The sequence below is a fragment of the Mesorhizobium sp. USDA 4775 genome, from assembly GCF_054062655.1.
On the sequence record NZ_JBSSFM010000001.1, the window covers coordinates 5,309,401 to 5,334,985 of the forward strand.

A 25,585-nucleotide genomic window follows, 5' to 3' on the forward strand; every position below is an offset into this window, starting at 1 on the left:
GGGCCAACGGGCATGGCCATCCGGCGGCGCGATATCGGCTCGAAATCAGCCCCAGCGCATCGTGCCGACGAAATCGATGAACGCCCTGAGCGGCGCCGGTGTGAGGCGGCGGCCGGGATAGTAGAGGAACGGGCCTGAGAATTCCTGCCACCAGGGTTCCAGCACCGGCTCCAGCCGGCCATCGTCGAAATAGGGGCGCAGCCAGTCCTCGAACAGCGAGACGATGCCGCCGCCGGCGACCGCCACTTCGAGCGCAAGCGCCATCGCCGTGCCGGTGCTGACCAGAAGCGGGCCGGTCGGTTCGACGCTCACCACCTCGCCGTCGCGTTCGAATTCCCAGGGCGGCGTCAGGCCGCTGGCGAAGCGGCCGCGCAGGCAGGCGTGATGCAACAGGTCGCGCGGGTGCTCGGGGCGGCCGTGCCGGTCGAGATAGGAAGGTGCGGCGGCGGTGGCGTAGTGCTGCCGGCGCGGGCCGATCGGCACGGCGATCATGTCCTGCTCCAGCCGCTCTTCATAGCGGATGCCGGCGTCGCAGCCGCTCGCCAATATGTCGACGAAACTGTCCTCGGCGGTGACTTCCACGCGAATGTCGGGATAGGCGGCGAGGAAGGGCGGCAACAGGCGCGGCAGCACCAGTTTCGCCGCGACGACCGGCACGTTGAGCCGCAGCGTGCCGGCCGGGCGGCCGCGAAAGCCGTTGACCACGTCGAGCGCCGCCTCGACTTCGCCGAGCGCCGGGCCGAGCCGCTCGAGCAGGCGCGCGCCGGCCTCGGTGGGGGCGACGCTGCGCGTCGTGCGGTTGAGCAGCCGTACGCCAAGCCCGGTCTCCAGCCGCCGCACCGTCTCCGAGAGGCTGGAGGCGCTGACATTGCCCACCCGGGCCGCTTCGCGAAAGCCGCCGGCGCGCGCCACCGCGATGAACGCCTGTAGGTCGCCAAGATCCGCTGCCATTGTTCGCCTTTCCGCACAGGCTGTGCCGATTGCGCCATATTATCGCGCAGGCGCGCTTTGTCTACATTGGGCCGATCCAAAGGAGATGAGACCATGACCGACATCAGCAAGGCCGGAACCTACAAACTCGGCGACCGCACCGTGAAGCGCCTCGGCTACGGCGCCATGCAACTGGCGGGACCGGGCGTCTTCGGCCCGCCGAAGGATCGTGACGCAGCCCTCGCCGTGCTGCGCGAGGCGATCGCCAGCGGCGTCGACCACATCGACACATCGGATTTCTATGGCCCGCACGTCACCAACCAGATCATCCGCGAGGCGCTGCACCCCTACCCCGCCAACCTCACCATCGTCACCAAGGTCAGCGCCCGGCGCGGCGCCGATGCATCCTGGCTTCCAGCAATGTCGCCCAAGGAACTGACCGAGGCCGTGCACGATAATCTGCGCAATCTCGGGCTTGATGTGATCGAGGTCGTCAACCTGCGCTCCATGCATGGCATCCACGGCCCCGCCGAAGGATCCCTCGAGCCGCAGTTGAACACGCTCGCCGAATTGCAGCGCCAGGGCCTCATCCGCCATATCGGCATGAGCAACGTCACATCGACCCAGATCGCCCAGGGACGCAGCATCACCGAGATCGTCTGCGTGCAGAACCAGTACAATATCGCGCACCGCGACGACGATGCGCTGATCGACGCGCTTGCCGCCGACGGCATCGCCTATGTGCCGTTCTTCCCGCTTGGCGGCTTCACGCCGCTGCAGTCGGACACGCTGGCCAATGTCGCCCGGAAACTCGGCGCGACGCCGATGCAGGTGGCGCTCGCCTGGCTGCTGCGCCGCGCGCCCAACATCCTGCTCATCCCCGGCACCTCCTCGCTCAGTCATCTCCGCGAGAACCTGGCGGCGGCCGAACTCGACCTGCCGGCCGATGCGCTCAAAGTGCTGAACGGCATCGGCAGTGAAGCCGAGCAAGCGGCATAAGGCATTGCTGCCGTCGGTCGGCAGCTACCGGCTGCCGACCCTGGCGATCCGTGTCTGCGGATCGCAATAGATGCCGTAGAGCGTCTGCAGGATTCGCTCGACCTCCACCGAAGCCAACCGATAGTAGACCTGCTGGGCGTCGCGCCTCGTGTCCACGAGCTTGAGCGCGCGCAACTTTGAAAGCTGCTGCGACAGCGCCGACTGGTTCATCCCAACCAGTTCGGCCAGTTCGTTCACGCTCGTCTCGCCGTCCAGCAGATGGCACAGGATCATCAGCCGTTTTTCATTTGCCATCGCGGCGAGCAGTTCGGACGCTTCGCGCGCCCGCTTGTCCAGTTCGGCTATTTTTATGTTGCGCATATGAACACATTATCATATTAAGATTTACAAATAATATTAGCCTGGCACGGCTGCCTGTCAAGTCGATGGATCGATGCCGATGCTTCGCTCCGTCAACGTCGCTTGATCAGCGTCAAATCGCAGCCCGCCACAATGGCGCAAGATCAACCAATCCCGCAAGGGATCGGCAGTGTCGGCGTTGCGCCAAAGCGACGCCGCAACGGAGGAAGAACATGGCGCATATTGTCGTCCTGGGTGCCGGGCTGGGAGGCACCATCATGGCCTACGAGTTTCGCGACGGACTGGCCGGGGAACACCAGGTCTCCGTCGTCAACAATGGCAGCCACTATTCATTCGTGCCGTCCAACCCCTGGGTCGCCGTCGGCTGGCGCGACAGGCAAGCGGTCGAAATAGACCTTGCTCCGGTGCTGGCACGGCGCAAGATCGGTTTTCATCCGCAGGGAGCTAGGCGCGTCCATCCCGTCGAGCGCACGGTGGAACTCAACGACGGCTCATCCGTCTCCTACGACTATCTGGTCATCGCCACCGGCCCCGAACTCGCTTTCGACGAGATCGAGGGTCTCGGGCCGGAGCACAACACCCAGTCCGTTTGCCACATCGATCACGCGCTCAAGGCCAGGACGGCCTTCGACGCGCTCGTCGCCAAGCCGGGCCCGGTCGTCATCGGCGCTGTCCAGGGCGCGTCCTGCTTCGGGCCGGCTTACGAATTCACCTTCATCCTCGACAAGGCCTTGCGCGACGCCAGGGTGCGCGACCGCGTGCCCATGACCTTCGTCACCTCCGAACCCTACATCGGCCATCTCGGCCTCGACGGCGTCGGCGACACCAAGGGCCTGCTCGAGAGCGAGATGCGCCAGCATCACATCAAGTGGATCTGCAACGCCAAGGTCGACAAGGTCGAGCCCGGCAAGATGTTCGTCCAGGAACTCGCCGACGACGGGTCGGTCAGGCAGGCGCATGAATTGCCGCACGCCTATGCCATGATGCTGCCGGCCTTTCGCGGCGTGGCGGCGGTGCGCGGCATCGAGGGCCTGACCAATCCGCGCGGCTTCATCCTTGTCGACAAGCACCAGCGCAACCCGGCGTTCCCCGAAATATTCGCGGTCGGCGTCTGCGTCGCCATCCCGCCGATCGGCAAGACGCCGGTCCCCGTTGGCGTGCCCAAGACCGGCTTCATGATCGAATCCATGGTCACGGCGACGGCGCGCAACATCGGCCGGCTGGTGGAGGGCAAGCAGCCTGACGCCCAGGGCACATGGAATGCGGTCTGCCTCGCCGATTTCGGCGATTCCGGCGTCGCCTTCGTGGCGCAGCCGCAGATCCCGCCGCGCAATGTCAACTGGTCGTCCTCCGGCAAATGGGTGCACACCGCCAAGGTCGGCTTCGAGAAGTATTTCCTGCACAAGATAAGGGCCGGCAAGTCCGAACCCTTCTATGAGCGCCTCGCACTGCATGCGCTTGGGATCGATAAGCTCAAGCAGATCAAGGTCGAGGCATCAACCGACGTCCCGGGAGCCTGACCGGCGCTAGCCTTTGCGGACGGTGGTTGGCGGGCGCGGTGCACCGTCAGCGACAAATCTGGCATCGCCTCTTGCGGTCAGTGGTAATATTCATATATTTAGATATCATCATATACAAATGGAGATGACAATGTCCCTCGACCGTTCCGTTCTCGCCTTCGCCGGCGTCATGGTGCTGCTGTCCGTCGTGCTCACCGCCTTTGTCTCGCCGCTGTTCGTATGGCTGACGGTCTTCGTCGGCTTGAACATGCTGCAGTCGGCGTTCACCGGCTTCTGCCCCGCGGCGATGGTCTTCCGCAAGCTCGGCATCAAGCCGGGATGCGCGTTCTGAGGAAAATCCGCATGCGCATGCCTCTTTTGTTCGCCGCGTTGCTGGCGGCCTCTCCGGCGTTTGCCGGCACGCTGACACTGGCGCCGACGACGGTGACCGAATGGAAGGCGGTCTATGGCCGTGTCGAGGCACGCGACACCGTTCCTGCGCGCGCCCGTATCGGCGGCCTTGTCGTCGATCTGGCCGTCACCGAGGGCGAACTGGTCAAGGCGGGGCAGAAGATCGCGACCGTCCAGGACGACAAGATCGCGTTTCAGGTCGCCGCTCTGGACGCCCAGCTTCGTGCCTTGCAGGCGCAGCTTGAGACGGCGCAGTCCGAACTTACCCGTGGCCAGACGCTGGTCGACAAGGGCGTCATGACCGCGCAGCGTCTCGATCAGCTGCGCACCGAAGTCGACGTCGCGCGCAACCAGCTTGCCGCGACCGAGGCGCAGCGTTCGGTGATCGTGCAGCAGGGCGCCGAGGGCGATGTCTTTGCGCCCGGCGACGGCCGCGTGCTGACCGTGCCGGTGACGCGTGGCGCGGTCATCATGGCCGGTGAGGTTGTGGCCACCATTGGCGGCGGCGGGGTGTTCCTGCGGCTTGCCGTTCCGGAGCGTTACGCGGCGTCGCTGAGAGCGGGCGCCGCCATCCGCATCAATACCGGCGGCAAGGAGGCCCCCGGCCGCCTCGCAAAGATCTATCCGCAGATCGACAATGGCCGCGTCATCGCCGACGTCGAAGTCGATGATCTCGATACCAATTTCATCGATGCCCGTGTCCTGGTCGAGCTGCCGGTCGCCGAGCGCTCCGCGCTGCTGGTGCCGGCTTCGGCAATCCAGACCCGTTCGGGGATCGACTTCGTGCGCGTCGCCGCAGGCGGCGGCAGTGTCGAGCGCGCTGTGGTCGCGGGCGAGCGGACCAAGCGCGCCGACGGCGACTATGTCGAGATCCTGACCGGTCTTGCGGCTGGCGACGTCGTGGTCACGCCATGAAAGGTCCCGCCTCGTTCGGCATTGCCGGCGCGCTGACGCGGGCCTTCATCGCGTCGCCCCTGACGCCGCTGTTCCTGGTCGCCGCCTTCGCCTTCGGGCTGGTGGCGCTGCTCACGCTGCCGCGCGAGGAGGAACCGCAGATCTCGGTGCCGATGGTCGACATCTTCGTGCGCGCCGACGGGCTGAAGGCCGACGACGCCGTCAAGCTGATCACCGAGCCCCTTGAGACGATCGTCAAGGGCATCGACGGCGTCGAGCATGTCTATTCACAGACGCGAGACGACCAGGTGATGGTCACCGCCCGCTTCATCGTCGGCACCTCGTCGGACGCTGCCGTGCTGCGCGTCCACGACAAGGTGCGCGCCAACATGGACCGCATTCCCGTCGGCGTGCCCGAGCCGCTGATCGTCGGCCGCGGCATCGACGACGTCGCCATCGTCACGCTGACGCTGTCGCCGAAGCCGCAGGCAGCCGCGCGCATGACGGCCAACGACCTCACCCGCGTCGCGCGCGAACTCCGCACCGAGATCGCCAAGATCGACAATGTCGGCCTGACCTACCTGGTCGGCGACACCGGTGAGATCATCCGCGTCAATCCGAACCCCGAAAAGCTCGCCCTTTACGGCGTCACCCTGCAGCAGCTCGCCGCCAAGGTGTCGGGCGCCAACAAGGCCTTTCCCGCCGGACGTGTTCGCGACAACGGCGAGCAGATCGACATCGTCGCCGGCGAGACATTGGCCTCGCCAGACCAGATCGGCAACCTGCTGCTGACCTCGCGTGACAACCGCCCCGTCTATGTCCGCGACGTGGCCGACGTCGCCTTCGCCACCGACGCCGGCGATACGCTGGTGTCGACGGTCACCAGGGCCGGCGTTGGTGTCGAGCGCGTGCCATCGGTCACGCTCGCCATCGCCAAGCGCGCGGGATCGAACGCGGTCGCCGTCGCCGACGCCATTCTGCACCGGGTCGCATTGCTCCAGGGCGGGCTGATATCAGGCGATATCTCGATCGACGTGACGCGCAATTACGGCGAGACCGCCAACGACAAGGCCAATGAGCTCCTCTACCATCTCGGCCTGGCGACGATCTCGATCATCGTACTGGTCTGGGTCGCCATCGGCCGCCGCGAAGCGATGGTCGTGGCCGTCGTCATTCCGGTGACCATCCTGCTCACGCTGTTTGCCTCGCGCGTCATGGGCTACACGCTGAACCGCGTCTCGCTGTTCGCGCTGATCTTTTCGATAGGCATTCTCGTCGACGATGCCATCGTGGTGATCGAGAACATCTCGCGCCACTGGGCCATGGGCGGCGGCCGCGATCGCCGGCAGGCGGCAATCGAGGCGGTGGCGGAGGTCGGCAACCCGACCATCGTCGCCACCTTGACCGTGGTCGCCGCACTGCTGCCGATGCTGTTCGTCTCGGGAATGATGGGCCCCTATATGAGCCCGATTCCGGCCAATGCCTCGGCGGCGATGATCTTCTCCTTCTTCGTTGCGGTGATGGTGACGCCGTGGTTGATGCTTAAACTTGCCGGGCGGGCGCCGGTGCATGCCCATCAGGATCATGGCAATGGCGGCCCGCTGGGCCGCGCCTACACCGCCGTCGCGCGGCCGATCCTGGCCTCGAAGAAGGCGAGTTGGGCCTTCCTGCTCGTCGTCGGCGTGCTGACCCTGGGCTCGCTCGCGCTGTTCTACACCGAGCATGTCACGGTCAAGCTCCTGCCCTTCGACAACAAGTCCGAACTGTCGGTGACCATCGACCTGCCGGAAGGGTCTTCCGTCGAAGCCACCGATGCGGTGGCGCAGGCCGTCGCCGCCAAGGTTCTCGAATTGAAGGAGGTCCGATCGGTCCAGACACATGCCGCGACGGCGGCACCTTTCAACTTCAACGGCCTCGTCCGCCATGCCGTCCTGCGCACCGAGCCGGAGCAGGGCGACGTGGCGCTCAACCTGTTGCCGAAGGCGAACCGTGCCCGCTCCAGCCATGAGATCGCGCTCGACGTCCGCCAGCGCATCGCCACGATCCCCGTACCGCAAGGCACCAGCCTGAAGGTGGTCGAGCCGCCGCCCGGTCCGCCGGTGATGGCGACGCTGCTGGCCGAGATCTACGGACCCGACGGCGAGACCCGCCGCAAGGTCGCCGCCAGGATCGAAACGGCGTTCCGCTCCGTGCCCTTCATCGTCGACGTCGACAATTCCTGGGGACAGCCGGCACGCCGGCTTCGCGCCACGATTTCCACCGACGATGCGGAGTTCTTCCATGTCGAGGAAAGCGACGTCTTCGACACGCTTGCCATCCTCAATGGGGGCAAGACCGTCGGCTATTCGCATCGCGGCGGTGGCCGCCAGCCGATCCCGATCCGCATCGAGCGGCCGAAGGGCGAAAGGACGCTCGACGAGCGCTTCCTGACCACCCCCATTCCGGCCAATGTGCTGCCTGGCGACCGCGGCGTCGTCGAACTCGGCGATGTCGTGCGGGTGACGCCGGAGCGCGCTTCGTTCCCGGTGTTCAGGCACAATGGCCGCGCTGCCGAAATGGTGACGGCCGAGCTTGCCGGCAGCTTCGAGGCGCCGCTCTACGGCATGCTCGCCGTCAGCAAGGCCATCGACGCGCAGGACTGGACCGGACTGCAGAAGCCCGCGATCTCGCTGCACGGCCAGCCGGAGGATGAAAGCCGGCCGACGCTTTTGTGGGACGGCGAATGGGAAGTCACCTGGGTGACCTTCCGCGATATGGGGGCGGCCTTCGGCGTCGCGCTGCTCGGCATCTACATCCTCGTCGTCGCCCAGTTCGGCTCGTTCAAGGTTCCGCTGGTGATCCTGACGCCGATCCCGCTGACCTTCATCGGCATCCTCGGCGGGCACTGGCTGTTCGGGGCGCCGTTCACGGCCACATCGATGATCGGCTTCATCGCGCTGGCCGGCATCATCGTGCGCAATTCGATCCTGCTGGTCGACTTCATCCGCCATGCGGCGTCGCCCGACAGGCCGTTGAGCGAGGTGCTGATCGAGGCCGGCGCGATCAGGTTCAAGCCGATCCTGCTCACCGCGCTTGCCGCCATGATCGGCGCGGCGGTGATCCTGACCGACCCCATCTTCCAGGGGCTGGCGATCTCGCTGCTGTTCGGCCTGGCCTCCTCGACGCTGCTGACGGTGCTGGTCATCCCCGCGATCTACCGGGTGCTGCGCACGTGAAGGTGACGGGGGGCCGGATTATCACATGGATCACGCGAAATCTCTCCACGCCAAACAGGCGGTCCAGCCAAACCAGGATCAGCACAGCGCCACCGCCAATCGTCACTGACTTCAGAGTGCGTCTCGCAGCCGTTCAAACAGGCGGCGAGGACCTGACAACAGATTTTTGAGCCCAGGATGCACCTGGGCATCCGGAGTGGCTTCCGGCAGCGGTGCGCCGGGGCATCCCTCCTGCACCTTGGTCCAAGACGGAGCATTGAGCACGGTGTCGCAGCGCGCCAGGTGCGTGCTGCCGGCCACGACGAGACAAGCAAACCCGCCGCCCGGGATGAACTTGCCGTTGGCCCGGCAAACAGACGTAGCCGCCACGGGTTTCGGCGCGGTGCCGCCCGGGCAATGGTCAAGCACCTCGTTCCAGGACAAGATATCGAGGTTGACCTCGCAGCGAGCCAGGTGGCTCGTCTCGCCGACCCTCAGGCAGGCATATTGCCCGAGCTCAAACCGTCCCATATTGGCCATGCATGCCTCATCTGCCCGCGCCGGCAACGCCGTACCGACGAGCGCCACGAGGGCACGAAATACAGTGCTCTTCAACGTGTTGGACCCATTGCTGATGCCTGTTCCATCGCATTTCCCGATTGTGGCAACATGAGGTCCAGACAGCGCTTGGCCATCGGAGACGAAACGAGGCACCCCATGCCACCAGCGCGCCGCTGATCGAAGCCGGCGCGATCAGGTTCAAGCCGATCCTGCTGACCGCGCTTGCCGCCATGATCGGCGCGGCGGTGATCCTGACCGATCCGATCTTCCAGGAGCTGGCGATCTCGCTGCTGTTCGGCCTGCCTCTCCTCGACGCCGCTGACGGTGCTGGCATCCCCGCGATCTACCGGGTGCTGGGCACGTAAAAGGGCCGCCTCAGGGAAAATCTGGCGGCGGCCGAACTGGAGTTGCCGGCCGACGCGCTCGAAGTGCTGAACGGCATCGCGGACAAAAAGACAGGAGCCTGGGGCTTCACGCCGTATTTCCCCGAGCTCTCCCAATCCCGTAAAGCGCGTTGACGGCTCAGGTAAAACCATTTATAGAACCAATTAGTTCCAGAACTGATTGGTTCCGCAATGGCTCATCAAACCTCCCTCGACGACACATTCGCCGCCCTCGCCGATCCCACGCGCCGGGCGATACTGGCCCGGCTGCTCGACGGCGAAGCGTCGGTTGCCGAACTGGCGCAGCCCTTCGCGCTCACCGTGCGCGCGGTCTCCAAACATGTCGGCGTGCTGGAGCAGGCCGGCCTCGTCACCCGCAGCCGGGCGGCGCAAAAACATCTCAGCCGCATCGAGCTCAAGCCGCTGCGCGACATCGACCGCTGGCTCGACGACTACCGCAAGCTGTGGGAAGGCCGCTTCGACCGCATGGAAGACCTGCTGCGGCGCGGCGCGGACAGGCCGGAATGACCGCGCCCGCAACCGCCGACCGCAGCTTTGCCATCGAGCGCATTTTCAACGCGCCGGTCGAACGCGTCTTCCGGCTGTGGACCGATCCGCTCCTGGTGGCGCAATGGTGGGGCATCAGGGACTGCACCATTCCCCTTTGCGTGCTCGACGTGCGCGTCGGCGGCTGCTGGCGCATCGACATGCTGACCGCCAGTGGCGCGCTCTACCGCAACCAGGGCAGCTATCTCGAAGTCGTCGAGAACGCCAGGCTGAGCTACCGCGACGAACCGGATCCTGAAATCCGCGAATGGGCCGGCAAGCCGCCGGGCCGGAGCCGCCACACGGTGAGCTTCACGCCCGACGGCGCGCGCACCCATGTCCATTTCGAGGTGACGCTGGCGACTGCCGCCGACCGCGAACGCCTGCTGGCGCTCGGCATGCGCGGCGGCTGGATGCAGAGCTTCGACCGGCTGGAACAGCTGATAGGCAAGGGAGCCGACGATGCTGGCTGAGAACGCCAAACCGACCACGCAGGCCGTGCTGTCGCGGGATGGAACGCCGATCGCCTGCGAGCGGCGCGGCCAGGGCCATCCGCTCATCCTCGTCGACGGCGCGCTCTGCTCGCGCACCATGGGTCCAAGCGGCCCGCTGGCCAAGGCGCTGGAAGGCGGTTTCACCGTGTTTCGCTACGACCGCCGTGGCCGTGGCGACAGCGGCGACACCACGCCTTACACGGTCGAGCGCGAGATCGATGACATCGAGGCCGTGCTGCGGGCGGCCGGCGGCGAAGCCTATGTCTGGGGCATGTCTTCCGGCGCCATGCTGGCGCTGATGGCGGCAGCCCGCCTGCCCGGCATCAGGCGGCTTGCGCTCTACGAAGCGCCGCTGATCGTCGACGACAGCCGCACGACCACGCAAGGCGACTGGGCAACGATCCGCCAAGCCATCGCGGACGACAGGCGCGGCGACGCCGTGAGCGCCTTCCTCAAATCGGTCGGCATGCCCGGCCTGCTGATCGCCGTCATGAAGCTGACGCCGATCTGGCGCAAGCTCAAGGCAGTGGCGCATACGCTGCCTTATGACGGCGCCATCGTCGCCGGCGACCAGCTCGGCAAGCCGCTGGATCCCGCACGCTGGACCACGCTCGGCGTGCCGACATTGGTGACCGATGGCGGAAAAAGCCCGTCGTGGATGCGCCATGGCAACAAGGCGTTGGCACAGGCCCTGCCCAATGCGCGCTACCAGACGCTGGCCGGCCAGAACCACATGCTGAAACCCGCCGCGCATGCGCCGGTGCTGACGGCGTTCTTCAACGGGCGGGATTGAGCGCGGACGCTGACCCGACGCGAACAAAAGGAAATTTGACCATGCGGCTTCGTCATATCCTCATCAAGGTCGATGACCAGGACAAGGCGCTGGCCTTCTACACGTCGGTCCTCGGTTTCGTGAAAAAGCATGATTACGACGGCGGCAAGGCCCGCTGGCTGACGGTGGTGTCTCCGGACGAGGCCGACGGCGCTGAACTGGTTCTCGAGCCCAATCGCGATGCGCCGGCGCGTGCCGCGCAGCAAGCGCTCCATGATGCCCAATTCCCGGCGGCCCTGATCACCAGCCGCGACATCCAGGCCGACTTCGACCGCCTCGCCGGGCGCGGCGTGAAATTTCTCGGGCCGCCCCGGCGCATGGGGCCGGTCAGCGCCGCCTTCTTCGACGACACCTGCGGCAACTTCATCGTCATGGCTCAACAGGCCGGTTGAGGCACTATCGCCTTCACAATGGCGGCCTCGCCCGCAACCAGCGGGGTGCCGTGCACGTGAGCGGGGCCAGCAGGGCCGGATTCTGACGTGGATCAAAACCGGATTCCTGAAAAGAGGCTAGAAACGCCTGAATGGCGCCCGCCGCGCGGGCGGCGAAGCAGGTGGCCCCATGTTCGAATACAGCGTCGAAGCCAGACGGACCGATGCACGAGGCAGCGCAGCCACGACCAAGGACGCCGCACTCGTTCTCGACACCAGTCTCGAGGGCCGGGCCGATGCCTTCAATCCAGCCGAACTGCTTCTGGCGGCGATCGCCGGCTGCATGATCAAGGGCATCGAACGAGTCACCCCGATGCTCGGTTTCAAACTGCGCGGCGTCATGGTCGCATTGCATGCCGTTCGGCGCGACAGCCCGCCGGGGATTGCCTCGATCGACTACGAGCTTGTCGTCGACACCGATGAAACCGACCAGCGGCTGGAGTTGCTGCACAAGAATGTCCGCAAGTACGGCACGATTTCCAATACAGTCGCCGCCGCCACGAAACTCGAAGGCAAGATCAGGAGAAAAGCATGAGCCGGCTGCATGTCGAAAACCACCAGGTGTCGCGCATCGGCTGGCTGCGCGCCGCCGTCCTGGGGGCCAATGACGGCATCGTCTCGACCGCGAGCCTGATCGTCGGCGTGGCGTCGGCCGCAGCGCCGGCTTCGCAGGTTCTGGTCGCCGGCATAGCCGGCCTGGTGGCAGGCGCCATGTCGATGGCGGCCGGCGAATATGTCTCGGTCAGCTCCCAGTCGGACACCGAGAATGCCGACCTCGCCCGCGAACGCCAGGAACTCGCGACCCAGCCCGAATTCGAGCGCGAGGAGTTGGCGCAAATCTACGTCAAGCGTGGGCTGGAGACGGACCTGGCCCGCCAGGTCGCCGACCAGCTCATGGCCAAGGATGCGCTGGCCGCGCATGCCCACGACGAACTCGGCATTTCGGAAATGACCACGGCACGGCCGATCCAGGCGGCGCTGACCTCGGCGGCGACCTTCAGTGTGGGCGCGGCAATGCCGCTGCTCATGGTGCTGGTGTCGCCCGCCTCCATGCTGGTGCTGGCGGTGTCGATTGCGTCCCTGCTTTTCCTTGCCCTGCTGGGCGCCATCGGCGCCAAGGCGGGCGGCGCCAACATCCTTCGCGCAACGTTGCGCGTGACCTTCTGGGGCGCCTTCGCCATGGCGCTCACCGCCGGCATCGGCGCGCTGGTCGGGAACGCCGTGTAAGCGGCCGCCCGACTGTCGGACCGCTTACACGATTGCCTGCCGACCGCGACCTTGATCCAGGACAAGGCCATCGCTTGCGATTCCCGCGCCTCCCATGCCATCTGTCCGATACAAAGGACCGACCCGCAGCAGAATGGCAGCACGACCGACATCGCCCACAACCAAGCCGCCCGGCGTCAGCCTCAACCGCGCGCTGTCGAAACTCGGCCTGTGCTCGCGCACGCAGGCCGAGGTGCTGATCGCGGAAGGCCGCGTGCGCGTCGGCGGCAAGGTGGTGCGCGATGCCGCGCTGCGCGTCGACCTGAACCGCGACCGCATCGTCGTCGACGGCGCGCCTGTCGTTGCCGAACGCAAGGTCTATGTCATGCTCAACAAGCCGCGCGGGCTGGTCACCACCCGCGACGACCCGCAACAGCGCGACACCGTCTATACCTGCCTGGAAGGACTCGATTTGCCCTTTGTCTCGCCGGTCGGCCGCCTCGACAAGGCCAGCGAAGGCCTGCTGCTGATGACCAACGACACCCATTTCGCCAACCGGCTGATGGACCCGGCCTCGCATCTGCCCAAGACCTATCACGTCCAGGTCGGCATGGTGCCTGACGAAGCGATGCTGCAAACGCTGCGTGCGGGTGTCAGCGTCGACGGCGAGACCCTGGCCGCCAATTCGATCGCGCTTTTGCGCAGCGGCGGCCGCACCGCCTGGCTGGAGATCGTGCTGGACGAGGGGCGCAACCGCCACATCCGCCGGCTGCTCGCCGCGCACGGCATCGAGGTCAAGCGCCTCATCCGCATCGCCATCGCCCGGCTGCCGTTGGGCGGCCTCGCCAAGGGCACCGCGCGGCATTTGACGCCGGAGGAGCTGGCGCTGCTGGGCGGCTGAGCAAGCGTCCCGCCGGCCAGACCGCAAGCGGCCCAGGCTCAGTTTTCCGTCGGGAGTTTGCGTTGGAACGAGGAGATGGGCGGCGGCCCATCAAGCCTTGTTGGTGATCCACATGCTTGGCGCGCCGACCACGCCGGCGCTCGCCATCGCCTCCTTCAATTTTGGGTTCTTGATGAAGGCCTGCGCTTCGGCGGCACTGGCGAAATCATGCGTCACGGTGACGTCGTTGGGGTTGTCCGCCGCCTGATAGACGGTCTCGGCCTTCACGCCGTTGGCCTTTTGAACCGGAGCGAACCCGTCATAGACTTTGCGCCAGGCCTTGTAGTCGGACACGGTATGTCTCACGAACAGTGTCGTCATATCCATTCCTCCCAGGTTTTCGTTGCGCCCAAGAGATCGGCGATGGGCCGTCCAGTTTATCGCTCCAATCATGTCCTGGACAAACCGGCGAACGAATGAGAGCCGCCTGATCCGCGCCCGCGAAAGATTTTCGCCGCCCCACCGATGATTTCCGCCCGCCTCCCCTGTCTTCACCTACAGGCGCCGGAATTGTCCGGGCCGGAAAAGCGAGGTGATCCATGGGATCGTTGCAAGGTCAAAATGTCGTCGTGGTCGGAGGCAGCCGGGGTGTCGGCCGCTCGATCGTCGAAGCTGCGCTCGGCGAAGGCGCAGATGTGCTTGCCGTCGCCCGCGGCGCGGAAGCCCTGAAGGAGCTCGCCTGGGAGGCGTCTGGAGTCAGGACGCTGGCCGCCGACGCCACGCAGGACACGGCGCCCGATAGGGTGTTCGCTGCGCTGCAGCCCGACGTGCTGGTGATCTGCGCCGGCGCCTTCGCCCCGTCGGCCTGCATCCAGGACCAGAGCTGGGACGATTTCTCGGCGAATTGGGAGACGGACGTCAAGGCATCGTTCCTGTTCTGCAGGGCAGCACTTCAGGGCCGGTTGAAGCCGGGCAGCCGCGTCGTGCTGATCTCCAGCGGCGCGGCATTCAGCGGCGGACCGCCGAACTCCGGCGGCTATTCCGGCGCCAAGCAAATGCAGATGTTCCTCGCCGCCCACAGCCAGAAGGAGGCCGACCGGCTGGGCCTTGGCCTGCGCTTCATGGCGCTGGCGCCGATGCGCATCATGGCCGGCACCGGCGTCGGCCAGCGCGGCATTTCGAGCATCTCCGCCTATCTCGGCATCAGCCCGGCGGATTTCCTGGCCAGCATGGGCGATGTGCAGACGCCCGCCGATGTCGGGCGCGCCGTGGTGGCGCTGGCCGGCGGCAAGGTGCCAGGCATCGCCTTCACGGTCAGCGGCAGCGGCCTTGCCGCTGCGGCATGAGGCGCGCAGGATGCGAGACGAACTCCGCACGGCAGGCTCGATATGACAGACGCTCCCGGCCCGCTTGAGCCGCTGGACCCGACAGGCGGGCCGATCCTCGATCGGCCTGCCTTCGAGCGCCTGACGATGGCCCACCGCCGGGCGCTGAAGCTGCATTGCTACCGGATGATGGGCTCGCTGCACGAGGCCGACGATCTCGTCCAGGAGACGTTCCTCAAGGCCTGGCGCGGCCGCGCGCAATTCGACGGGCGCGGCTCGCCGCGCGGCTGGCTCTATTCGATCGCCACCAACGCCTGCCTCAACGCCATCAAGGCGCGGTCGTCGGCGTACCGCATCCTAGAAGAGCCCGCACGGCCGCCGAGCAAAGGGCGCGCCGCCGCCGGGCCGGCCGCCGCCGAGCTCTCCTGGCTGGAGCCCTACCCCGACGCCGAGCTGCCGGACCTTGTCGATGGCGAGCCCGGCCCGGATGCGCGCTACGAGACAAACGAGGCCGTGCGGCTTGCCTTCGTCGCCGCCATCCAGCTATTGCCGCCGAGGCAACGCGCATCCCTTCTGCTGTGCGACGTGCTGGGCTGGTCGGCGCTGGAGACCGCGCAATTGCTGGGCGGCTCGACCGCCTGGGTAAACGCGCTGCAGCGGGCGCGCGCGACGCTGGGTGAGCGCTATCCGCAGGGACGCCCCCAGCAACGATCGCAGCCCAACCCGCAGGAAGGCGTGCTGCTCGAACGCTATCTCAGCGCCTGGCAGGCCGCCAATCTCGACGGCTTGGTCGCGCTGCTGCGCGAGGACGCCACCTACCACATGCCGCCATGGCGCGACTGGTACCGGGGACGTCAGGCGATCCATGGTTTCTTCAAGACGGTGTGGAGCAATTTCGCCGGCTACCGCGCCGTGGCGACACGGGCCAACGGCCAGCCGGCGGTCGCGATCTATGCCCGGCGCCATCAGGAGCCGGAATGGCGCGCGCAATCCCTGCATGTCATCGAGCCGGCCGATGGCGGCATCGTATCGCTCACGGTCTATGTCGCCCCGCTCGGCCCCGGCCTGTTCGCCGCCTTCGGCCTGCCGCCGGTCTGGTCCGGACCGGAAGCGTAGCCGTCGCAATCCTCTGCTGACGGAAAGCTGTCAGGAGGCCTGGCCTATAGAGCGGCCGGGAAGCCCGGCCGCGGCTTCGACGATCAAGGAGCCAATAATGAATTTCGTCTCTGTCCGCATCATCACCTCGGATGTTCAGCGCCTCGCGCGCTTCTACGGCGAGATCACCGGCATGCCGGTGACGGTCTACACCGAGGACTTCGCGGAACTCGCGACCCCTTCCTGCACGCTGGCGATCGGCAGCACGCGCACCTTGATGCTGTTCGGCGGCGACATCGCCCGCCCGGCCGACAACCACACCGCCATCCTCGAATTCCGCGTCGACGATGTCGATGCCGAATTCATCAGGCTGTCGGACTTCATCAGGGACACAACCGTGCAGAAGCCGACCACCATGCCCTGGGGCAACCGCTCGCTGCTGTTTCGCGACCCCGACGGCAATCTGGTGAATTTCTTCACGCCGGTGACGGCCGAAGCGATCCGGAAGTTCGATAAGTAAGAGGTGGACGCGCGGTTTGAGTTGGTTCAGCGCCTGGCGTCGGGAATTGGCCAAAGCCACCCAACACGTCGTCATCCTAGGGTCTCAGCGACGGAGCTGCGCTCCTTGCTCCGCCCGTGGATGACGAAGCGAAGGCGTTTCCCGCTGAGCCAGCGTTCCTGCCGCCCTATTTCAGGTTCCACTTGCGCACGACCGGCTCGCTGAGATCATGCTCGTAGCCGAGCACGCTGATGCTGGCCGTATCGAGCACGAACAGCGCGCCACCTTCCGGCGGCAGGCCGAGCCAGCGGGCGGCGAGCACGCGCAGGAAATGCGCGCTGGAAAAGATCAGGATCGAGCCGCCGGCTTCGCGAAGCTGTTTGATGATCCGGTCGGCGCGGGCGCCGACATCGGCGGCCATCTCGCCTTGCGGGCAGCCGTCGCGAAACACGTTCCAGCCTGGCCGATCGGCCAGGATTTCCTTGGTTGTCCGCCCCTCATAGGCGCCGTAGTCCCACTCCTGCAGATCGTCGTTTCTGACGCTTTGCGCACCAAAGCCGGCCAGCACGCTGGTGTTGTAGGCGCGCTGCGAGGGGCTCGACCACACCGCCGAGAACGACTGACCCTTGAGCCGCTCCGCCACGCCCCGCGCGGCGGCCTCGCCCGCCGGCGTCAGCGGCATGTCGGTGCGACCGGTATGCTGCCCCGAAAGGCTCCACGCCGTCTCGCCATGCCGGACCAGATGGATTTGCGGATACGCGCTGCTCATACGCTCGGCCCTTCGTTGATGTCGGGCCAAAGCTGTAGCGGTCGGCGCAAGGGAGCGAAAGACCCGGCGGCCATCGCGGCACTTGAGCGCCGCTTCGCCGCCTGCGTTTCGCAGCTTGGCGGCGGCGGTTCTTGTGCATCACCGCTGGCTTACCAATCCGTAAGGTCCTTTGCCAACGAGTTTTCATGAACCTGTCATGTGCACTCGCCTATCCTTGATCCATCGCGGGCTGCGAGACGAGGGACACTTCAATGAAAACACTATCTCTGGCGTTGGCTGCCGGTACGCTGACGGCGGCATTGGCTGGCGCGCTGTCTAATTCCAGCGCCATCGCCGCGCCCTACAAGCACGTACTGCTCATCAGCGTCGACGGGCTTCATGCGCTCGATCTGGCAAACTATGTCGCCGCAAATCCGAAAAGCTCGCTCGCCGCGCTCGCCGATACCGGGATTTTCTATCCGAATGCGCTCGCCAGCGCCCCATCCGACTCGTTTCCTGGCCTTGTGGCACAGGTAACCGGCGGCACACCCAAATCGACGGGCGTGTTCTACGATGACAGCTACGACCGCACCTATTTCGCGCCGGCTTCGGACTGCAAGGGCGAGCCGGGTGCGGAGGTGGCCTTCGCCGAGAACATCGACGTCGATTCGACGCGCCTTGATGGTGGTGGCAAGCCAGGCGATTACCGCAGCCAGATCGACCCGGCAAAGCTGCCGATGACGCTGATCAACGGCAAATGCTCGGTGGTCTATCCGCATGATTTCGTGCGGGTCAACAACGTCTTCGAAATCGTGAAAGCGCATGGCGGCCGCACGGCCTGGTCCGACAAGCACCCCGCCTATGAATGGCTGAACGGACCTTCGGGCAAAGGCATCGACGACCTCTACGCGTTGGAACAGGACAGCCTGATTCCGGGCACCAAGGTCAAGACGACGGGAAGCTTCAAGGCCGAGCGCGACTTCGATGAAGCGCGGGTCCAGGCGGTGCTCAACGAAATCAAAGGCCTCGACAGCACCGGCTCGCATCCCGCGGCGGTTCCCACGCTTTTCGGCATGAATTTCCAGGCGGTGAGCGTGGGCCAGAAGCTTCCCAAGGCCGGTCCCGGCGACGAGGCCGGTCTGGTGGGCGGCTATCTGGATGCCAGCGGCACGCCTGGCAATGGTCTCGCCGGCCAGCTCGCCTATGTAGATGGCGCTGTCGGCGAACTGATGGCCGCACTCAAGGACAACAAACTCGCCAATTCGACCCTGATCATACTTGCCTCGAAGCATGGCCAGTCGCCCATCGACCCGGCGTCGTTCCAGCCACTGGACGATGATCCCTATACGAAGACACCGGGCTATGCCTTCCACATCGCCGACGACGCCGCGCTGATATGGCTCAAGCCGCAAGACAGGGTCAAAAACCTCGCGGCCGCGCAGGATTATCTCGAGAAATCGATCAAGGCTGAAGGCATCGCCCAGATCCAGCCGCCGAATGCCCTTGCTCTCGCCTATCAGGATCCGGCCACCGACAGCCGTACGCCGGACTTCATAGCCACGGTCAATCCGGGGTGTGGTCTACACATCCGGCTCGAAGATTGCCGAGCACGGTGGCGCCAATGCGAACGATCGCAACGTGGCGCTTCTCATCAGCGGTCCTTCGCTCAAGCCGAGGTCGGTGCCAGCTCTGGTGCAGACGACGCAGGTAGCTCCCACCATCCTGCGGGCTCTTGGCTATGACGCGAACGAACTCCAGGCTGTGAAGCTCGAAGGCACCCAGGAGCTGCCGGCGGCACCGTTCTAAGCCAAGGATCATACCGTTTCGCGATTGGCCCGCCGGGCATGCTCGGCGAGCTGCCCAGCGCCTGCGGTGGGCCACCTGGCTGGATGCAGGCCCGGCAAGGCGTTCAGCTTCGGAGCAACAGCCTGACGGATTCGCTGACAGAACGCGCGATTTCGACCTCGCGGCGCTGACGCTTGCGTATTTGCGCCCGTTTGTTCGGCTTGTAGTCGGCTGGATCGCGTTGAGCCTTCACCAGGGGCAAGGCATACATCGTCCGACGTATTGGCCTACCCCCGGACTCCACCCAGAAGCTGTCATAGTCCGCGGTGATGCGGCGGCGCAGCGCATAGTCCCTCGAAAAGACGTGGCCTGCGTTTGATGCCGCCACAAGGCCACGCAGTTTGAGTGAGGATGCCAAAGTCTGGGCGACCAGGAGCAGCAGGGTTTTCGGCCGCAGACCTTCCATGGCTTTGGTCAGTATCCGGGAATCCTCGAGACCTTGCACACCGGTCGACGTCGACTTCAGAGCGCCGATATAGAGGATCTTGCCGCCGCCACCGAGACGTAGAAGCGACCGGTCCACAATCGCGAGCGCCATTTCGATGACGGGACGTCCTTCCAGGCGCAGGAGAAGGCGCCATTCCCCCTCTCGGTACAAACCTGCCTGGCCCGTCAGTTCCACCGTGACTTCACCGGCAACGGTCGACATTGCCAGGAGATGACGACCGCGCGTGTGGCTTTCGACCAGGGCGGCCTCGGTCAAAAGACGCGCCGCCGCGGTGTAGTGACCAATGACGGCTGCACAACGATGGATACGCATCAAATTGGCGGCGAGATACGGCCGAACCGGCTTCAGCGCAATGTCGGGATATTGAGCAAGGATTGCAGTGAACGGCTCAGCACCGAGGGCCGATCGAATGGCGGCGATATCGCGCCGGAACATCCACCGAAGCGCCGCCCATTTGCTTTCATGCACCCAATTGTTCAGCTTGCGCCGCAACTTGGAGGGCGACCGTTTTATTGGGCCTGTTGGCCGTAATGGCCGCGGAGCGCCCATGGCAATCATCATTTGCTGTATTCTCGGTGGGACGTGTCAGTCAAAGGCAGCGGATGATCTCAATGTTGGATGTCGTAACTTACCGCCGCCTCGCCGCGGATATACGAATTCGTAAGGTAGCCACTAAGGTCGACCTTCCCGCGCGTGGTCTTCGGCACCCGCTCTTCGTCGCAATAACCTCGGTCGCGGCACAACCGAGCAAAGGCCAACAGGGATACCGGAAGATCGCCGCGGCACGCTTCCTCGCCTGGCCCTGATCCACATGACGCTGGCCCTGTGAGCAGACCGGCGGCGCAACTATATCAGGAGGAGCCGCACCAAGGCTCCCGCCACCCCAAGGGCGCCAGCCCTTGCACAACAGGTCAGATCATCATGTACAAACATTTGCTCATCGCCACCGACGGATCGGAACTGGCCGACAAGGGCGTTGCCCATGGCCTCACATTGGCAAAAGGCATCGACGCCGCCGTCACCTTCATCACCGTCTCGGAGCCTTACCCCATCTTCGCCTGGGGCGGCGCAATGGCCGGCTATGCGGTGGGCGATGAGCTGGTCGTCTACCAGGAAGAGGCGCGCAAATATGGCAAGGAGGTTCTGGCCAAGTGCAAGGCCTCGGCCGATGCGGCCGGCGTGTCCGCCAAGCTTGTGCATGTCGAGGACAAACGGCCCGCCGAGGCGATCCTGGAACTGTCGCAGGCGCAAGGCTGCGACCTGATCGTGATGGCCTCGCATGGCCGCCGCGGGTTGGGCAAGCTGCTTCTCGGCAGCCAGACGGCGGAAGTGCTGTCCTACACCGCAATCCCGGTGCTGGTCGTGCGCTAAAGCAATTCCAGGAAAAGTGTAAAACGGTTTTGCCGGGAAAAGCGCGAAAGCGCTTTCCCTTGGGAATTGCGTTAAAACAAAGAGTTAGTGTGACCCCGAGAGCTGGAACCGGCTTTCGGAATCATGCTCAAGTAGACAGCCAAGGGGCGCATCCCGACGCGGCCATCGCGCGCCAACATTCGTTCGACCGGGCCTCTGAGGAAACGACGAATGGCGCATGAGGATCGTACCAGGATAATCCCCGGGAGAACGTCGGAATCGGCGGCCATGCTGGTGGACGTCAAGCGGACGATGGCGATCACCGCCCGTCTCAACCGTCTGACGTTCAACGACGCGGACGAGGTCCGCGCCCTGTTCAGCGAACTGATCGGCAGACAAGTGGACGACAGCTTCCTGCTGATCCCGCCCTTTTACGCGACCGGCGGGGCCGACACCCGGGTGGGGCGCAATGTCTTCATCAATCAGAACTGCACCTTTTATGATCTTGGCGGGCTCGACATTGCCGACGACGTGCTGATCGGGCCGAATGTCAGCCTCATCACATCAGGCCACCCGCTCGAACCGTCACGGCGCCGCGCCTTCACCAACGCGAAGCCAATCGTCATCGAACGCAACGTCTGGATCGCCGCCGGCGCTACGGTGATCGGCGGCGTGACCATCGGCGAAAACGCCGTCGTCGCGGCGGGCTCGGTGGTCACGAAAGACGTTCCCGCGAACACGCTTGTCGGCGGAAACCCGGCGCGGGTTATCCGGTCGATTGCCGAGTGAGACCAACCTCACCGCAACGCCTCCAGCACCAGATACACTCCCAGCGTCAGCAGCCCGACAAGAAACACCTTTCGAAAAGTCTCGACGCCCATCGCCTGCCGCAGCGCCTGGCCGATGAACATGCCGGCCAGCGCGGGCAGCAGCGCCAGGATCGAGCCTGTCAGTTGCGCCGTCGGCGATGCCAGCGCGCCCGTCCTGAACAGGCCGATGGCAAGGGCCGCCGTCGAGACGGTGAAGGACAGGCCGAGCGCCTGGATGAGATCTTCCTTCTCCAGCCGCAGCGATTGCAGATAGGGCACCGCCGGGATGACGAAGACGCCGGTCGCGCCGGTGACCAGCCCCGTCGCCACGCCGACCAGCGGTGACATCAAGGCCTCGTGGCGCGCCGGCGTGGTGAAGCTGAGCTTGAACAGGCCAAGGATGGCGTAAAGCACCAGCGCCGACCCAAGCCCCACAGAGGCCGCGCCCGCATGCGCGCCTGTGAGCACCCCTGCCCCCGCGACGGTGCCCAGCATGATGCCGGCCATCATCGTCCACAGCCGCCTGCACAGGCCGCCGAAGGCGGGGCCGGTGAACAACTGCCAGAGATTGGTGACCAGTGACGGGATCAGAAGCAAGGCGGCGGCCTCGGCCGGCGGCATCGTCACCACCAGCAGGCCCATCGCCACGGTCGGCAGGCCCATGCCGACGACCCCCTTGACGAAACCGGCGGCGAGGAAGACCGCGCCGATCCAGGCGATGGAGCCGGCGCTGAGCATGCCCACGGGATCAATCATGCAGCAGCATGTCAGCGGCATCGGCATCCGGTTTTGCCGGCACGGCATCGTGGCTGGCGGGAACAATCGTCGTGCATCCGCGCGGGCCAGGCTGTGCCTGCGCCATGGCAAGCGAGGCCACGGCGACCGCAAGCACGATCGCCATGCCTTCAAGAATACCGAGCCGGCCCGTCGCTTTTTCGCTCATCGCAAATCTCCATCGCAAAAGATTTGACGGACATCGGGCCCGCGCACAATGTGGAAGTTGCGCTGTCAGCCTTCGTCCAGGACGAAGGCTGAAGCCAACGCCGTGCACCTCGCAGGGAGCAAGAAATGCGCTTCGATCTCACCGATCTCCGGCTGTTCCTGCTGGTGGCCGAGCGCGGCAGCATCACCCATGGCGCCGAGCTTGCCGGGCTGGCTCTGGCTTCGGCGAGCGCCCGCATCAAGGGCATGGAGGAGCGGCTCGGCGCGCCGCTGCTGGAACGCCGCCGCCGCGGCGTGGTGCCGACGGCGGCCGGCCAGGCGCTGCTGCATCATGCGCGCGCCATGCAGAACCAGATAGAGGCGATGGCCGGCGACCTCGGCGCCTATGCCGGCGGCCTGCGCGCCCGTGTCCGGCTGATGGCCAACACCGCCGCCACGGCCGAGCTTTTGCGCGATACCTTGCCGGCCTTCCTGGTGGCCCACCCCGGCATCGACATTGATTTGGACGAGCGCCCCAGCCACGAGATCGCCGAGGCGGTGGCAAGCGGTGCGGCCGATCTCGGCATCGCCGCGACCTGGGCCGGCCTCTCGCATCTCGAACAGAAACCGTTCTTCGTCGACCGGCTGGTCGTGATCGCCGCGCGGAACTGGCCGGGGCTTGCCGGCCGGCATAGCGCCAGCCTCGCAGACATGCTGGGCGAATCCTTCGTTGGCCTCAGCCTCGGCCACGCCCTGCAGGAGCACATCACCCGTCAGGCCGCACGCCTTGGCGGCCATCTGCACATCCGCATCCGCGTGCCCGGCCTCGACAATGTCTGCCGGCTGGTCGCGCAAGGCGCCGGCATCGCCATCGTGCCGGAGAGTGCCGCCCGCCGCTCGGCCCGCACGCTGCGCAGCCTGCGGCTCAGCGACGACTGGGCCACGCGGCAGCTCAACCTCTGCGCCCGCAGCTTCGACGAACTGACACCGCAGGCAAAGCTGCTGGCCGCGGCCCTGGCCGGAGCCGAAACGGGTGGCCTGCCGGGCCGTTACCAGGGCAACGGACCCTCATCGTAGAAATAGCCGCCGGTCGGACCGTTTTCGTCCAGGGTCGCCAAGCGAACAATGATCTCGGCCGCCTGCCCCACGGTGCGGTACCCGCTGTGTCCGTTGAAGTCCGTCGCGGTATAGCCGGGATCGGCCGAATTGACCTTGATACCCGCTGCGGCAAACTCCTTCGAGAAGGCAACGGTGGCGGCGTTGAGCGCCGTTTTGGAGCTGTTGTAGCCAAGGATATTGATCGCATAGAATTCACTGGCCGGATCGGTCAACCCGCCGAGTGACCCCAGCCCGCTGGAAACCATCACCACATTGGCGCGCGGGGCAGCCTTGAGCAGCGGCAGGAAGGCCTGCGTGGTACGGATCGGGCCGAACACGTTGACCTCGTAGACATCCTTGATGATGGCTATGGGCTCTTCACTGGGAGCGAGCATGGAGCCCAGGATGCCGGCATTGTTGACGAGCGCATCGAGGCGTCCGTCCTCCTCAAAAACGCGCAGCGCGGCGGCCTCGACGCTGGCGTCGCTGGCGACGTCGATTTCCAGCATGCGCACATCAAGCCCCTTTTGCCTGAGCTCGGCCGCCGCAGCTTCGCCGCGTTCCCTGTCGCGGCTGCCCAGCCAGATCCTGTAGCCCGCTTCGCCCAGCCGGCGCGCGGTTTCGTAGCCGATGCTCTTGTTGGCACCGGTCACCAGTGCGGTCTTGTCGGTCATGTCCATCTCCAGTTTGATCTGTGGTTGGTCTGCGGCAGAGATGGGGCCGACCGCTGGCCGCCGCGTGCCGAAAACTGGTGAGTTCTTGCCTATTCCTGCCGGGAGCTTGATTGCCGGCCGCGCCGATGCGATCTACAGGCTGTGATGAAATCGCTCGACGACCTCAAAGCGCTGGTGATGCGGCATGCGCGCGGCCGGCTGACCGAAACCGGGATTCCCCGCGTCGCCATCATGAAAGGCGAGGCGACGACCGGGCCGTTGCTGGGGCTCTACGACCCAAGGCTTTGCCTGGTCCTGCAGGGCGCCAAATCCGTCATGATCGGCGATCAGCTGCTGCATTACGACGCCGGCCGCTACTTCATTGCCGCGGTCGAAGTGCCGGCCGTCGGAAAGGTTTTGCAGGCCAGCCCGCAGCATCCCTACCTCTCGGTCAGCCTGGCCCTCGACACCACGCTGATTGCTCCGCTGCTGCTCGACATGCCGCCCGTTGCCGAGGCGCCGATCGGCCATGGCTTTGCCGTCAGCCGGGCCGACGAGGCGCTGGTCGATGCGTGGCTGCGCATGATTGAGCTCATCGATCATCCGGCCGAAATCCCTGTGCTGGCGCCCTTGCTCGAACGCGAAATCCTGTTTCGGCTGCTGCAGGGTCCGCAAGGCGCCATGCTGCGCCAGATTGCCGGCGCCGATAGCCGCCTGTCGCAGATTCGCCGCGCGCTGGCCTGGATCCGCGACCACTATGCGGAGCCGTTCCGCGTCGAGGATCTTGCCCGCATGGGCGGCATGAGCGCCTCGGTGTTCCACCGCCACTTCAAGGCGGTCACCGCGATGACGCCGATCCAGTACCAGAAGCGCATCCGCCTCAACGAAGCGCGCCGCCGCCTGCTCGCCACGTCGGGCGATGCGGCCGGCGTCGCCTTCTCCGTCGGCTATGAAAGCGCTTCCCAGTTCTCCCGCGAATATGCCCGCCTCTTCGGCGCACCGCCGGTGCGCGATGTCGGCCGCCTGCGCGCCACGCCGGAGCCCACCGAGCTCGCCTGACCCCTTGAATTCGAAGACGCAACAGCAAGGCGGGAAGACCACGCCTTGCCAGCCCGTGCGCCGCGCCCTCGAGCGGCCCCTGCGTCGGCTTCGACCGATCTACCACCAGGCGCTT

General features: G+C 65.6%; 29 protein-coding genes and 1 pseudogene. 21 read left to right on the forward strand and 9 right to left on the reverse strand.

The genetic code is table 11. The features are described 5' to 3' along the window. Nucleotides 1-45 precede the first annotated feature (45 nt). Complete coding sequence (locus ACVILI_RS25965) at nt 46-951, reverse strand: LysR family transcriptional regulator (RefSeq protein ID WP_019859592.1); 906 nt, start codon at nt 949-951, stop codon at nt 46-48. A 93-nt stretch (nt 952-1,044) separates the two neighbouring features. Here ACVILI_RS25965 and ACVILI_RS25970 point away from each other — a divergent pair, with 93 nt between their 5' ends. Beyond that, nucleotides 1,045-1,929, forward strand: a complete 885-nt coding sequence (locus tag ACVILI_RS25970; RefSeq protein ID WP_019859593.1) for an aldo/keto reductase family oxidoreductase — start codon at nt 1,045-1,047, stop codon at nt 1,927-1,929. Nucleotides 1,930-1,953: 24 nt separating this feature from the next. On the opposite strand, the gene ACVILI_RS25975 is transcribed toward ACVILI_RS25970, so the two are convergent. Continuing rightward, nucleotides 1,954-2,289, reverse strand: coding sequence for an ArsR/SmtB family transcription factor (locus ACVILI_RS25975; protein ID WP_038648344.1), 336 nt, complete (start codon nt 2,287-2,289; stop codon nt 1,954-1,956). A 212-nt stretch (nt 2,290-2,501) separates the two neighbouring features. On the opposite strand from ACVILI_RS25975, the gene ACVILI_RS25980 reads away from it, so the two are divergent. The 4 genes from ACVILI_RS25980 to ACVILI_RS25995 all read left to right on the forward strand — a co-directional run bounded on the left by ACVILI_RS25980 (nt 2,502) and on the right by ACVILI_RS25995 (nt 8,308). Beyond that, nucleotides 2,502-3,809 (forward strand): NAD(P)/FAD-dependent oxidoreductase, encoded by a 1,308-nt coding sequence (locus ACVILI_RS25980; RefSeq protein WP_038648347.1) that lies wholly within the window; start codon nt 2,502-2,504, stop codon nt 3,807-3,809. A 130-nt stretch (nt 3,810-3,939) separates the two neighbouring features. Then, complete coding sequence (locus tag ACVILI_RS25985) at nt 3,940-4,140, forward strand: YgaP family membrane protein (protein WP_027047108.1); 201 nt, start codon at nt 3,940-3,942, stop codon at nt 4,138-4,140. 11 nt (nt 4,141-4,151) lie between these two features. Then, nucleotides 4,152-5,114 (forward strand): efflux RND transporter periplasmic adaptor subunit, encoded by a 963-nt coding sequence (locus tag ACVILI_RS25990; protein WP_038648350.1) that lies wholly within the window; start codon nt 4,152-4,154, stop codon nt 5,112-5,114. Continuing rightward, nucleotides 5,111-8,308 carry an efflux RND transporter permease subunit gene (locus ACVILI_RS25995; RefSeq protein WP_240564467.1) on the forward strand — a complete coding sequence of 1,066 codons (3,198 nt, stop codon included), beginning with the start codon at nt 5,111-5,113 and terminating at the stop codon, nt 8,306-8,308. Before ACVILI_RS25990 ends, ACVILI_RS25995 begins: the two co-directional genes overlap by 4 nt. Nucleotides 8,309-8,419: 111 nt before the next feature. On the opposite strand, the gene ACVILI_RS26000 is transcribed toward ACVILI_RS25995, so the two are convergent. Further along, nucleotides 8,420-8,827, reverse strand: coding sequence for a hypothetical protein (locus tag ACVILI_RS26000; RefSeq protein ID WP_223217900.1), 408 nt, complete (start codon nt 8,825-8,827; stop codon nt 8,420-8,422). A gap of 194 nt (nt 8,828-9,021) precedes the next feature. Between ACVILI_RS26000 and ACVILI_RS26005 the strand changes: the two are divergent. From ACVILI_RS26005 to ACVILI_RS26040, 8 genes and pseudogenes are all read left to right on the forward strand, one after another. Then, nucleotides 9,022-9,213, forward strand: a pseudogene (locus ACVILI_RS26005) (hypothetical protein); the annotation flags it as partial. A 210-nt stretch (nt 9,214-9,423) separates the two neighbouring features. Then, nucleotides 9,424-9,759, forward strand: a complete 336-nt coding sequence (locus ACVILI_RS26010; protein WP_019859602.1) for an ArsR/SmtB family transcription factor — start codon at nt 9,424-9,426, stop codon at nt 9,757-9,759. Beyond that, nucleotides 9,756-10,250: an SRPBCC family protein gene (locus ACVILI_RS26015; RefSeq protein ID WP_038648356.1), complete on the forward strand. Its 495-nt coding sequence runs from the start codon at nt 9,756-9,758 to the stop codon at nt 10,248-10,250. The genes ACVILI_RS26010 and ACVILI_RS26015 overlap by 4 nt, the downstream gene beginning before the upstream one ends. Then, nucleotides 10,240-11,064, forward strand: coding sequence for an alpha/beta fold hydrolase (locus ACVILI_RS26020; RefSeq protein WP_051726845.1), 825 nt, complete (start codon nt 10,240-10,242; stop codon nt 11,062-11,064). Before ACVILI_RS26015 ends, ACVILI_RS26020 begins: the two co-directional genes overlap by 11 nt. A gap of 41 nt (nt 11,065-11,105) precedes the next feature. Further along, a complete protein-coding gene (locus ACVILI_RS26025) occupies nt 11,106-11,495 on the forward strand; it encodes a VOC family protein (RefSeq protein WP_038648359.1) in 390 nt (129 codons plus the stop codon). A 169-nt stretch (nt 11,496-11,664) separates the two neighbouring features. After that, a complete protein-coding gene (locus ACVILI_RS26030; RefSeq protein ID WP_019859606.1) occupies nt 11,665-12,069 on the forward strand; it encodes an OsmC family protein in 405 nt (134 codons plus the stop codon). After that, nucleotides 12,066-12,761 carry a VIT1/CCC1 transporter family protein gene (locus tag ACVILI_RS26035; RefSeq protein WP_019859607.1) on the forward strand — a complete coding sequence of 232 codons (696 nt, stop codon included), beginning with the start codon at nt 12,066-12,068 and terminating at the stop codon, nt 12,759-12,761. The genes ACVILI_RS26030 and ACVILI_RS26035 overlap by 4 nt, the downstream gene beginning before the upstream one ends. A gap of 133 nt (nt 12,762-12,894) precedes the next feature. Continuing rightward, nucleotides 12,895-13,641 (forward strand): pseudouridine synthase, encoded by a 747-nt coding sequence (locus ACVILI_RS26040; RefSeq protein WP_038648363.1) that lies wholly within the window; start codon nt 12,895-12,897, stop codon nt 13,639-13,641. Between the two features lie 90 nt (nt 13,642-13,731). On the opposite strand, the gene ACVILI_RS26045 is transcribed toward ACVILI_RS26040, so the two are convergent. After that, nucleotides 13,732-14,001, reverse strand: coding sequence for a hypothetical protein (locus ACVILI_RS26045; RefSeq protein WP_038653057.1), 270 nt, complete (start codon nt 13,999-14,001; stop codon nt 13,732-13,734). A gap of 218 nt (nt 14,002-14,219) precedes the next feature. Between ACVILI_RS26045 and ACVILI_RS26050 the strand changes: the two genes are divergently transcribed. The 3 genes from ACVILI_RS26050 (at nt 14,220) to ACVILI_RS26060 (ending at nt 16,560) form a co-directional block, all read left to right on the forward strand. Continuing rightward, entirely contained in the window at nt 14,220-14,966 is a 747-nt protein-coding gene (locus tag ACVILI_RS26050) for an SDR family NAD(P)-dependent oxidoreductase (protein WP_038648366.1), read from the forward strand. A 42-nt stretch (nt 14,967-15,008) separates the two neighbouring features. Next, nucleotides 15,009-16,061, forward strand: a complete 1,053-nt coding sequence (locus tag ACVILI_RS26055; RefSeq protein WP_051726846.1) for a sigma-70 family RNA polymerase sigma factor — start codon at nt 15,009-15,011, stop codon at nt 16,059-16,061. Nucleotides 16,062-16,158: 97 nt separating this feature from the next. Beyond that, on the forward strand, nt 16,159-16,560 hold the full coding sequence (locus ACVILI_RS26060; RefSeq protein ID WP_038648369.1) for a VOC family protein: 402 nt from the start codon (nt 16,159-16,161) through the stop codon (nt 16,558-16,560). A gap of 166 nt (nt 16,561-16,726) precedes the next feature. Here ACVILI_RS26060 and ACVILI_RS26065 read toward each other — a convergent pair whose 3' ends face one another. Further along, on the reverse strand, nt 16,727-17,308 hold the full coding sequence (locus ACVILI_RS26065) for a histidine phosphatase family protein (RefSeq protein ID WP_038648372.1): 582 nt from the start codon (nt 17,306-17,308) through the stop codon (nt 16,727-16,729). 251 nt (nt 17,309-17,559) lie between these two features. Between ACVILI_RS26065 and ACVILI_RS26070 the strand changes: the two genes are divergently transcribed. Then, nucleotides 17,560-19,029, forward strand: coding sequence for an alkaline phosphatase family protein (locus tag ACVILI_RS26070; protein WP_457102649.1), 1,470 nt, complete (start codon nt 17,560-17,562; stop codon nt 19,027-19,029). A gap of 167 nt (nt 19,030-19,196) precedes the next feature. Here the strand turns inward: ACVILI_RS26070 and ACVILI_RS26075 are convergent, their stop codons facing one another. Next, entirely contained in the window at nt 19,197-20,141 is a 945-nt protein-coding gene (locus tag ACVILI_RS26075) for a VirK/YbjX family protein (RefSeq protein WP_240564465.1), read from the reverse strand. Nucleotides 20,142-20,501: 360 nt separating this feature from the next. Here ACVILI_RS26075 and ACVILI_RS26080 point away from each other — a divergent pair, with 360 nt between their 5' ends. Beyond that, the gene (locus tag ACVILI_RS26080; protein WP_019859616.1) at nt 20,502-20,951 is read left to right on the forward strand and encodes a universal stress protein; all 450 of its coding nucleotides are present in this window, start codon (nt 20,502-20,504) and stop codon (nt 20,949-20,951) included. A 291-nt stretch (nt 20,952-21,242) separates the two neighbouring features. Next, nucleotides 21,243-21,719 carry a sugar O-acetyltransferase gene (locus ACVILI_RS26085; RefSeq protein ID WP_223217898.1) on the forward strand — a complete coding sequence of 159 codons (477 nt, stop codon included), beginning with the start codon at nt 21,243-21,245 and terminating at the stop codon, nt 21,717-21,719. Nucleotides 21,720-21,727: 8 nt separating this feature from the next. On the opposite strand, the gene ACVILI_RS26090 is transcribed toward ACVILI_RS26085, so the two are convergent. Together ACVILI_RS26090 and ACVILI_RS26095 are read right to left on the reverse strand one after the other, a co-directional pair. Continuing rightward, nucleotides 21,728-22,477 (reverse strand): sulfite exporter TauE/SafE family protein, encoded by a 750-nt coding sequence (locus ACVILI_RS26090; protein WP_038653065.1) that lies wholly within the window; start codon nt 22,475-22,477, stop codon nt 21,728-21,730. Between the two features lie 10 nt (nt 22,478-22,487). After that, nucleotides 22,488-22,682 (reverse strand): hypothetical protein, encoded by a 195-nt coding sequence (locus ACVILI_RS26095; RefSeq protein ID WP_038648381.1) that lies wholly within the window; start codon nt 22,680-22,682, stop codon nt 22,488-22,490. A 125-nt stretch (nt 22,683-22,807) separates the two neighbouring features. Here ACVILI_RS26095 and ACVILI_RS26100 point away from each other — a divergent pair, with 125 nt between their 5' ends. Continuing rightward, nucleotides 22,808-23,737, forward strand: a complete 930-nt coding sequence (locus ACVILI_RS26100; protein WP_240564464.1) for a LysR substrate-binding domain-containing protein — start codon at nt 22,808-22,810, stop codon at nt 23,735-23,737. On the opposite strand, the gene ACVILI_RS26105 is transcribed toward ACVILI_RS26100, so the two are convergent. Further along, complete coding sequence (locus ACVILI_RS26105) at nt 23,710-24,438, reverse strand: SDR family oxidoreductase (RefSeq protein ID WP_019859622.1); 729 nt, start codon at nt 24,436-24,438, stop codon at nt 23,710-23,712. The two genes, ACVILI_RS26100 and ACVILI_RS26105, sit on opposite strands and share 28 nt — an antisense overlap. Before the next feature lie 135 nt (nt 24,439-24,573). Here ACVILI_RS26105 and ACVILI_RS26110 point away from each other — a divergent pair, with 135 nt between their 5' ends. Beyond that, entirely contained in the window at nt 24,574-25,470 is an 897-nt protein-coding gene (locus ACVILI_RS26110; protein WP_019859623.1) for an AraC family transcriptional regulator, read from the forward strand. The last annotated feature ends 115 nt before the right edge of the window (nt 25,471-25,585 follow it).